Source organism: Ruegeria sp. N11 (genome assembly GCF_056531525.1).
Window position 1 is genome coordinate 200,187 of sequence record NZ_JBQFLX010000008.1, and the last position, 8,828, is coordinate 209,014.

Annotated in this window: 5 protein-coding genes and 1 pseudogene; 4 read left to right on the top strand and 2 right to left on the bottom strand. The window is 53.0% G+C overall.

Going from position 1 to position 8,828, the window contains the following annotated elements:
• The first annotated feature begins 134 nt into the window (after positions 1–134).
• From ACR0J8_RS10870 to ACR0J8_RS10880, 3 genes are all read left to right on the top strand, one after another.
• The gene (locus ACR0J8_RS10870; protein WP_480890134.1) at positions 135–1,610 is read left to right on the top strand and encodes a mechanosensitive ion channel family protein; all 1,476 of its coding nucleotides are present in this window, start codon (positions 135–137) and stop codon (positions 1,608–1,610) included.
• Positions 1,607–3,229, top strand: a complete 1,623-nt coding sequence (locus ACR0J8_RS10875; protein WP_480524721.1) for a mechanosensitive ion channel family protein — start codon at positions 1,607–1,609, stop codon at positions 3,227–3,229. Before ACR0J8_RS10870 ends, ACR0J8_RS10875 begins: the two co-directional genes overlap by 4 nt.
• 86 nt (positions 3,230–3,315) lie before the next feature.
• Positions 3,316–3,816, top strand: a complete 501-nt coding sequence (locus ACR0J8_RS10880) for a hypothetical protein (RefSeq protein WP_480524723.1) — start codon at positions 3,316–3,318, stop codon at positions 3,814–3,816.
• Positions 3,817–3,828: 12 nt separating this feature from the next.
• On the opposite strand, the gene ACR0J8_RS10885 is transcribed toward ACR0J8_RS10880, so the two are convergent.
• Positions 3,829–6,573 carry an AsmA family protein gene (locus ACR0J8_RS10885; RefSeq protein WP_480524726.1) on the bottom strand — a complete coding sequence of 915 codons (2,745 nt, stop codon included), beginning with the start codon at positions 6,571–6,573 and terminating at the stop codon, positions 3,829–3,831.
• A 112-nt stretch (positions 6,574–6,685) separates the two neighbouring features.
• The gene (locus tag ACR0J8_RS10890; protein ID WP_480890138.1) at positions 6,686–8,311 is read right to left on the bottom strand and encodes a L,D-transpeptidase family protein; all 1,626 of its coding nucleotides are present in this window, start codon (positions 8,309–8,311) and stop codon (positions 6,686–6,688) included.
• A gap of 427 nt (positions 8,312–8,738) precedes the next feature.
• On the opposite strand from ACR0J8_RS10890, the pseudogene ACR0J8_RS10895 reads away from it, so the two are divergent.
• Positions 8,739–8,828: pseudogene (locus tag ACR0J8_RS10895) on the top strand (IS5/IS1182 family transposase); the annotation flags it as partial.

Consider the following 8,828-nt stretch of genomic DNA (forward strand, 5'->3'; position numbering starts at 1 on the left):
ATGCTTGACCAGCTTTGAACGCACTGAAAACGCCCCGTTCATCTTCAGTTAATTTTTCCGTTTGAAAGCAAACGGATACGCCTATCCAGGAAGCTCATCCAAAAGTAGCCTTACTGAAGTCACATGGAGCTAATTTGTGGAGCTTTCCAGAGCTGTATCATTTTGGTTCGACAGAGCCCTCGTGCAACAAGTTCATCACACCAAAACATTCGATTTCAAACATGAGTGTAGATTTGTTGCGTCTCTGTGTGCTTTTTTCAACCGTTATAGAAGGAGGGGACAGAGAAATGAGACGACCACTCGGAGCCGGGCTTATTTGGCTATTTCTTTGGTTCGCAGCGATTTCAACTACGTTTCCTGCCAGCGCGCAAGAAACGACGGCCGAGCCGGAAACCGTTGAAGTGGAAGATAGTAGTCTTCTGGATGAGGTCGTCGATCAGGCAATATCGGCGGATGACCTGGAAGTCCTGCTAGTCCCCTTGACCGCTGAGGAGCTTAGCGAGGTCGCAACCACTTGGCAGGGATATGTGCGCTCTCAGCTCGAAGACATTGCTCGGATTAATCTGAGACTCCGGTCAGCAAGCGAAACTCAAGAAGATGGCTTGAGATCGCAGTTGTCTTCCTTGAATGACACCGGATCCGAAATTTTGGACAGCTATCGCGTGGTGCTCGAGGCATGGACATTGAAAGGTGCGAAGGCCGAGGATCTGACACCGCACACCGACTATATTCTCGCTCTGAAAGCCGGCGCCCTAAAAACAACTGATCTTCAAACACTTTTCCAGAACGCCTGGGCCTGGCTGATTTCCTGGGACGGGGGCATCGGTCTGCTGATGGCTGGTCTGGGGGTCTTGCTGGCCGTCTGGGCCATGATGTTCGTCGCCCGAATGGTGCGACGGGTAACCGAACGTGGATTAAACAAAATTCCGACGATTTCGAGGATGCTGAAAAGGTTTGTGGCCACAACCGTATATTGGGCTGTATTTGTCCTTGGCATACTGGTCGTTTTGGCACTGTTCGGCGTGAACGTTACACCCCTGTTTGCCATACTGGGCGGTTTGTCCTTCATCCTGGGCTTTGCATTGCAAGAAACGTTGGGCAACTTGGCAAGCGGCCTGATGATCATGGTCCTCAAACCGTTCGACACTGGCGACTATATACAGGTCGGCGGTTCATCGGGCTTTGTGGACGAGATGTCCGTGGTTTCAACGAAAATCAGAACATTCGACAACCAGATTATCGTGGTTCCGAACAGCAAGATTTGGGGCGACGTGATAACCAACGTAAGCGCGTCGGAAGAACGTCGGATCGATCTGGTTTTCGGCATCGCGTATTCGGACAACGCGGCCCGGGCAATTGAAGTTCTCAAAGACCTGGTGGCGCAGCACAAGCTATGTCTGAAGACGCCAGAACCCGAGGTTTTCGTAGGAGAGCTGGGAGACAGTTCGGTCAATATCTTCTGTCGCCCATGGTCCAAGTCCGAAGACTATTGGACGGTCTATTGGGACCTCACTGGGCAAGCGAAAGAGAAGTTCGACCAAGAGGGCATTTCGATCCCCTTCCCACAACGGGATGTTCATCTGATACCCGTGGAGGGAGCAAAGTCATGAGAGCTGTATCGCTTTGGTTCGCGTCCTTTCTGCTTGTGTGCGGTGTCGCATTTGCCCAGTCAGAAGAAACTCTTACCCCGCCGGAAGAAAGAGAGGATCCAGAATTTATCGCTCCGGTCGTTATCGACGGTGAGGAGTTGTTCGTGGTTCGAGGCTCAAGTGCTTTGCCTGCCACGGAACGAGCCAGAAAAATCGAAGAACGGATAGCCCAGGTCGCTGATGCTTCCAACAAGTCAATTGTCCAGTTGCTGATTTCGGACGCTGAATTCGGGAAGCTGATCCGCGCCGACGGGCAAATGGTTACGATAACCACCCAAGCGGATGCCGAGCATGAACAGATGGCGATCGAAGTCCTAGCCGGGCTGCAAGCAGAGGCGATCGAGGCTGCGATCCTGCAATACCGGGATGCCAGGTCCAATGAGGGCAGAGTCGACAGCGCGATGGCTGCATTTGCCTGGACGGTGATCTTTGCCCTTGCGTCTTATGGGTTTTTTGCAAAGCGGCGAAAGCTGTTGAGATACATCAGAAATAGTCTGGAGAAGAGAGCAGAAGGCGTCGAGGAGGCCACCAAGTCGATCTTGAGAAGCAGGGCAATTGCCTCGATCATCGTTTACTCGATCCACATATTGATGTGGGTCCTGTTTCTGTTCTTCTTTTACTACTACCTTTCATTGGTGCTGCTGTCTTTCGCGGAAACACAGGACATCGCCCAGATCCTTTTGAAATACATCAGCGAGCCGCTCATCAGTGTCGTGTTGGCTATCGTGGGGTACATCCCAAACCTGATCATGCTTGTGATCATTGCCGCTGTGACGCGGATGGCAATTCGCGGCATCGATCTGTTCTTTGAAAACCTTGAGAGCGGCGTGTTCGAGCTCAAGGACTTCGAAGATCACTGGATTGCACCCACGAACATGTTGGTCAGGGCTTTGATCATCGTGATCGCGTTGGTGTTTGCGTACCCCTATATTCCGGGATCTGACTCCCGTGCCTTTCAGGGTCTGACAATTCTGGCCGGCATCATGGTTTCGCTTGGCTCGAACACCGTTGTTTCAAACATGATGGCTGGTTTGTTCGTTATCTACAGGCGCAGTACAAACGTAGGTGATCGCATTAAGGTCGGCGACAAGATCGGGGACGTCACCGAGATAAAGCTGATGGAAACTCTTATCAAATCCGTCAAAAACGAAATGATAAGTATTCCAAACGCGCAGCTTCTCAATTCCGAAGTCATAAATTACTCGCGAAAAGTGGATGGTCGCGGGATATTGGTGCATACGACGGTGGGAATTGGATACGAAGAGTCACCAAAGAAGATCAAGGCGATGCTTGTGGAAGCAGCCCATCGCACGCAAGGATTGAAAAAGAACCCTGAACCATTTGTGCTTTGGACCCAGTTGGCCGACTACGCAATCAACTATGAAATCAATGCGTACACGTCTCGTGGATCGAGCCTGCCCAAGATACTGTCCGATCTTCATGAGAACATTGTCGACGTGTTCAATGAAAACGGAACGCAGATAATGACGCCGTCCTACATTGCGGACCCACCAGAACCGAAAGTTCCGACAGAGGAATGGGACGGAAAGCTCGCGAATACAGCCGAACAAACCAAGTGACCTTGCCCACTATGGGAGCAGTTGGATCGGGGCCGCGCAACAGGTAGAGTTACAGATGTAGTCTTCAGGGCGTTTGGAGGTTTCAGATGATAAAATGGGCACTGTCCGCAGCTTTCGTGCTTAGTGGGAGCTTTGCTTTCGCTGCCGGTATGGAACAATGGGGTAAGTCCGGAGACTGGAAAATCCTGATTGATCCTGAGAAAGGCAACGGGTGTCTCGCCTGGAAACCCTTTGAAAACGATATGACGGTCGAAATAGGGGCCGCCCCCAAACAGGGTGGCGGCTTTTTCGCAGCCTACAATCCGGCCTGGGTTCAGATCGAGGATGGGGCGACGGGGATTGTTAAGTTCGATTTCGGTGACGCTAAGTTCGAAGGCGAAGCGGTCGGGGTTTTCAAGAATGGCGTCCCGGGAGGTTACGCCTATTTCGATAACCCTGCATTTGTAGGTGAATTCGGAAAGCGTCAAAGCGTCACGATCATTGGCGAAAGTGGAACCGAGGTAGAGCTCGATTTGAGTGGGTCCGCCAAAGCCATTGAGGCCGTTCTGGCGTGTCAGGAAGAACAGCCGCAACCGCTAAACGAATAAGACCATGCCAGGCTATTCCAATTGGGAAATATCCGGCACGCAAGGTTGCCTGTCTGCCGGCATTTCGTCTGCACCATCAGGTGCTTCACTTCTTGAACCGCCCACGTCCAGTTTGAATTTCGGCGATGAAAGCCGACCGGTCACATCGAACGGCCATGCACTTCGGGACAAAGGTTTACCAACCCGGCGGGGCTCCGCTCTGATCGCAATTGTATCGTTCAACCAGTCTACCTGCCCCCTGGCCACCAATTGGACCGAGCCCGTCTCAACCACTATGGAGTTCGAGCTCACCTGTCCGGCTTCAATGCGTACTGGCGCCACCACACAGGTGATGTCGGTGTACCCTTGACGAAACTCCTCGGAGAACAGCCACGGGAAAATACCAAGCCCTGCCAGTTCCAGCAGGCTGGTGCTGACATAGCCTTGCGACATCGACAAAGAGGCGTCGCCGCGCATTGAATTGATGAAGGCTTTGCCGGACGCCGTACTGCCCGAAACGTTGAACTCACCGCTCAAACGCCCATAGGCATCGATTCCGATACCCAGTTCATCAAGGATCTCACCGAACTCCCATCCAGACGTGGAGCCGGACAAGGAAAGCCAGTCGGGTGAGTCAATCAGGTCCATCACCGCCCGCAGGCTGAAGTTTCCACCACCATAGGCCATCTGGAGCGGGCCAAAATCAACCGTCCCTTCCTTTGCGGACAACTGGCTTGAAACAGATGTTACCCCTTGTTGGCCTACAATCTCTTTGAATTCGATCTGCACCTCAACATCAGCCTCTTGCAGCACCCGCTGCACATCCAGAAGATCGGCAGGCTTGCCATTCTCCTTGGGCAAGACCAACGGCTGGACATCCGTTTCCTTCGGCAGAACCAGGGGCTGTACGTCGGTTTCAACTTCTTTCGCGGCCTCGCCCACCAAGCTCTTAAGTTGGTTCAGCGTCGCAGTCAGGTTCTTCAGGTCGCCAAGATCGAGCCTTTCGCTTGTAACGTTGCCACGAACAACAGAAGCGCCCTCGGGAAACTTTGCGCCCAATGCGGCCAGAAGGTGTGACGACCCGGCTTCAAACACGATCGAGGCATCGAAATCGTCGCCCTGTTTCGAGGTTTCTGCATCAATGGCCAGCGCACCAACTGGGACAGGTTCCAGATTGAGCGCGGTCAGAAACTCGGCCCCGTCACCCACATCCAGTTCAACGTCGAAATCGAGACCTGCCAACCCTTTGATCTCGTTCACAGACAGCGCTAGATCGAGCGCCCAGAGATCGGTACCGTAGGTGGTTGCGTTGAACCTGTCGAGAGAAACCGGCCCACCCTTGTTGGACAGGCTGAAGTCGGCGTTAATACCACCAAACTGGTCGACGAAATCTTCATCCAGATTTGGCAGAATCAATCTGGCAGGTCCGTTTAGGGTTCCCTCAAATGTCACATCCTGAAGCTGAAGCAGGTCAAGGATTTCGCCTTCCGCCTTGAGGACCGGATCCTCGACCGGCCCGGCTTGCAAGGTAATGCCCAACATCGCAAGCCGACCATCTGGCATACGGCGAATGCGTTCGATGGAGGCTGGCCCAATAACGTCCAATCCTTGGTCAAATGCGTTGGTTTGAAACAGAAGCTCTTCAAACTCGAATGACTCCAGCGATCCAACCATGTGCATTTCAAACGCCGTAAACTTCAGTTCCCGGATACTCTTGGCTGCTTGCGGTGGCTGTCCTTCGGGGTGAAGTCGCGCGTCAAAAAGCAGATCGACGCCTTGGGCTGCGTAGAGGTCTTCAATGGACCCCTCAGCCGAAAGCTGCTGTCCCTCCGCGAGGCTAATCGTGGTTGCGAAACTCTCGATTTTCAGAGTGTCCTGCGACACAAGCTCGGCTTCAAGTTGGCCATTCCCCTCTAGAACGCGCTCCAACCCGATGACTTCAAGAAAATCACCGAATTCACCAGTGTCCATCTGCAGGACAGCGCGATAGCCTCCGCCTTTGTCCTCCGACAACGGCTCGCCATCGTAGTTGACCGTCATCTCCCCGAAATTGGCGCGCGTCGTAAACGGCGCGCCGTGCGGATAATCGCCGTCTATCTTGAAGCTTTGGCCATTGACGGCACCTGCCCCTGAGACCTTTGTTCTTTGTCCGTCATCCACCTGTTCGAGGCCGAGCGACTGAAGGTCAAACACAAACGAAAAGCCCGAGACTTGGTCATCAATGGTCAGCCCTATCGAACTGAAACTCACGTTCTTGTCGCTGAGAAATGCGAGGATTCCGCTGCCTTCCGCGTTACTCTCGGCGGGCTCCTCGACCTCGGCCAAAGCGTCTTGATTGTCCTCTGACTGAGCGCTTGCGGGTTTTGGCTTTGGTGGCGTTTGACCCTTTTGCCAGCTTGTCGTGCCGTCAGACGACGTAAGAAAATTGGCCTGAAGGCCGTCCACCACGAGATTGTCAAACTGAATTCGACCGTTGGCCAAAGCCGCAATATCCAGTTCCAGCTCCAGACGACTTAGCTCGGCAAGTGATGTATCTGCCATTGTCAAGCTAGGGATAACCACGCCGCCGACATAGATGTGCGTGATACGTCCAAGCGCGACGCTCACATCGTCGTTGACCAAAAGTGGTCGCCCGATTTGTTCCGAAAGAACTTGTTCGACAAGGCCGCGCCGCATGTCTGAAAACAACGGCGCAGCCAGCAACAACCAGGCAAAGGCGATTGCTGCGAAAACGAGAAACGCGACAATGCCGAATATTCTAAATAGCCAAGTCCTCATGCGTTCCCTTGTCGCCGCTCACACAGGCTAGTTTACCTCGAAAACGGAAATCTCCAACCATTCTGGCAGTTTGGCCCGAAAACAAGGTTTCCTTGTGCCGCGCTTTGCGCACTCAGCGGTCCAAAGCCGCAAGGATGCGCGCATCCCGTTCGTATGGGTCTTCGCGGAAGTGAACGACCCCGTCCTCAACCCACGCCGTCCAATAAGTCAGGAGAACCGGCATCGGCTCGGGCAGGTTGATGCGGGTTGTCTTTCCGCTATCCAGAATGGACTGCATTTTTTGTCGGCTCCAGTCCGGCTCCCCTTCCATCAGAAGGCTTGCGAATTCGAACGGATACTCAAGGCGAACGCAGCCGGAACTGAGGTTCCTTTCGTTTCGGTCAAAAAGACTGGGGTCGTTGGTGTCATGCAAATACACCGCGTACTTGTTGGGAAACATGAACTTGACCAAACCCAGCGCATTGTCCGGGCCCGGTTGCTGAACCAGCGTGACGCCGGGGTTCTTTGCCCCCCAATTCACAAGATTGGCAGGAATTGTCTGCCCGTCTTTGTTCCGCACCACATAATTGTTACGCGACAGATAGGTCGGATCCTGGCGGATGCGAGACAACTTGTCTTTGCGAAAAATCGAAGCGGGAACGGTCCAGGTAGGGTTGAACTCCATGTATTCGATTTCATCCCGGAACACCGGGGTCTTTCTATAGGCTGACCCCGTAATCGACCTGGTGGTCCAAAGCGTACCATCCGATTTGACCATGTATGTGCGGGCGCCGGCAATGTTCACCAGCACGAACTCGTCGTCGATTTCCCGCATCAGCCAACGGCCTCGTTCCAGACTGAGACGCAGCTTGTTTACACGGTCTTCTACGGGTTTATTGAGTGACCCGAACGTCTTGCCGCCAATAACCCCGTCTGCTTCCAACCCGTGGCGACTTTGAAAGCTCTTAACCAACTCGACCAGGTTATCATCGTAAACCCAAGCCGGGTTTTCACCATCTTGGCTGGTATCCGACGAAGCGCCTGCTCCAGCATAACCCTCTGCCACAAGCCTTTCGCGCAGTTTTGCAACGGCCGGATCCACCATTTCCGGCTTCAGAACAGTGTCTTCGGGAACTTTGGTCCAGCCCCCTTGCGATGCGATGGCTCTGTATTTGCTCAGTGCGTCAACAAGCATCGCATATTGGGCGTTGTCGATGTCGATGCGTTCAATTAATGCGCTAAAGCCCTCCCCCTGAAGAAACTGGTTCAATACCGTGGCTGGATCTTGTTGAACTACCGGTTTTGAGAAGTTCCAGTCGTCGTCCAGTGCGTTTGGGTCAACTTTCCCAAACACCAGATGGTGCACAAGTTTGACGGCGGCATCGGTCGCCAGAATGTCGAAGAAAGCCTGATCCGAGGCATCCCCACCCTGTGAGGTTATTAAGGCGGTTCGAAGTTCGTCTAGTTTGAAGTCATCGGGTCTGAACCCCTGATCAATGGCCCCATCCAACTCTTCAAAAAGTTCGTCAACCAGTTCATCGCGTGTCCATACCGGCGCAAAGCCCCGTTCTTCGTAGAAACGCGGCACCAGGACCTTCGCATTCAGGCTTTTGCTGTTGGGAAGTGCGCTACCAGCGTTGTCGCTTGACACCAGAAACGCTTCAATCTGTTTCGAGACTTGATTTGCAATACTCAGGTTGGGACATACCAACAGCATTGCAGTTAGCGTCGTTGCGAGCATCGACTTATAGTGTTTCACCATCCCCTCCCGTGACGTTCATCTACATTTATCCCTTGGTGAGGAGAATTCTACAACCAGATGTATACTCGGGTTTTAGTAATCCATAGATGTAAATTTAGTATCTGGATTCAAACTTCGTTTCTAAACAGACCGTTGCACTGAGCATGACGAATGGGAAACTGTTACCCATTAATGAGCTTGGTAGAACATGGAGGCTTACAAATGGCGCAAACCAAAGATGCTGGTTCCCGAGTTTGCTGCCCGGCTGGGTCGTGCTATTGACGAACTATCGCCAACTGAAGCGTAGTTGTCAGTGACGAGGGTTTGCCGGATTTAAACGGATGTCCGCGCTAGCAGCTCAATACATTTACAAGCCCCGTAGGGTCAGGACCCATTGATTTCCGCGTGGCTGCGTGATTCACGGTTCGAAAATCGAGCGGTGACCATGTCTGATCTTTTCTGGTTGACCGACGCGCAGATGGCGCGTCTTGAGCCCTTCTTTCCCAAGTCTCACGGTAAGCCGCGTGTCGATGAC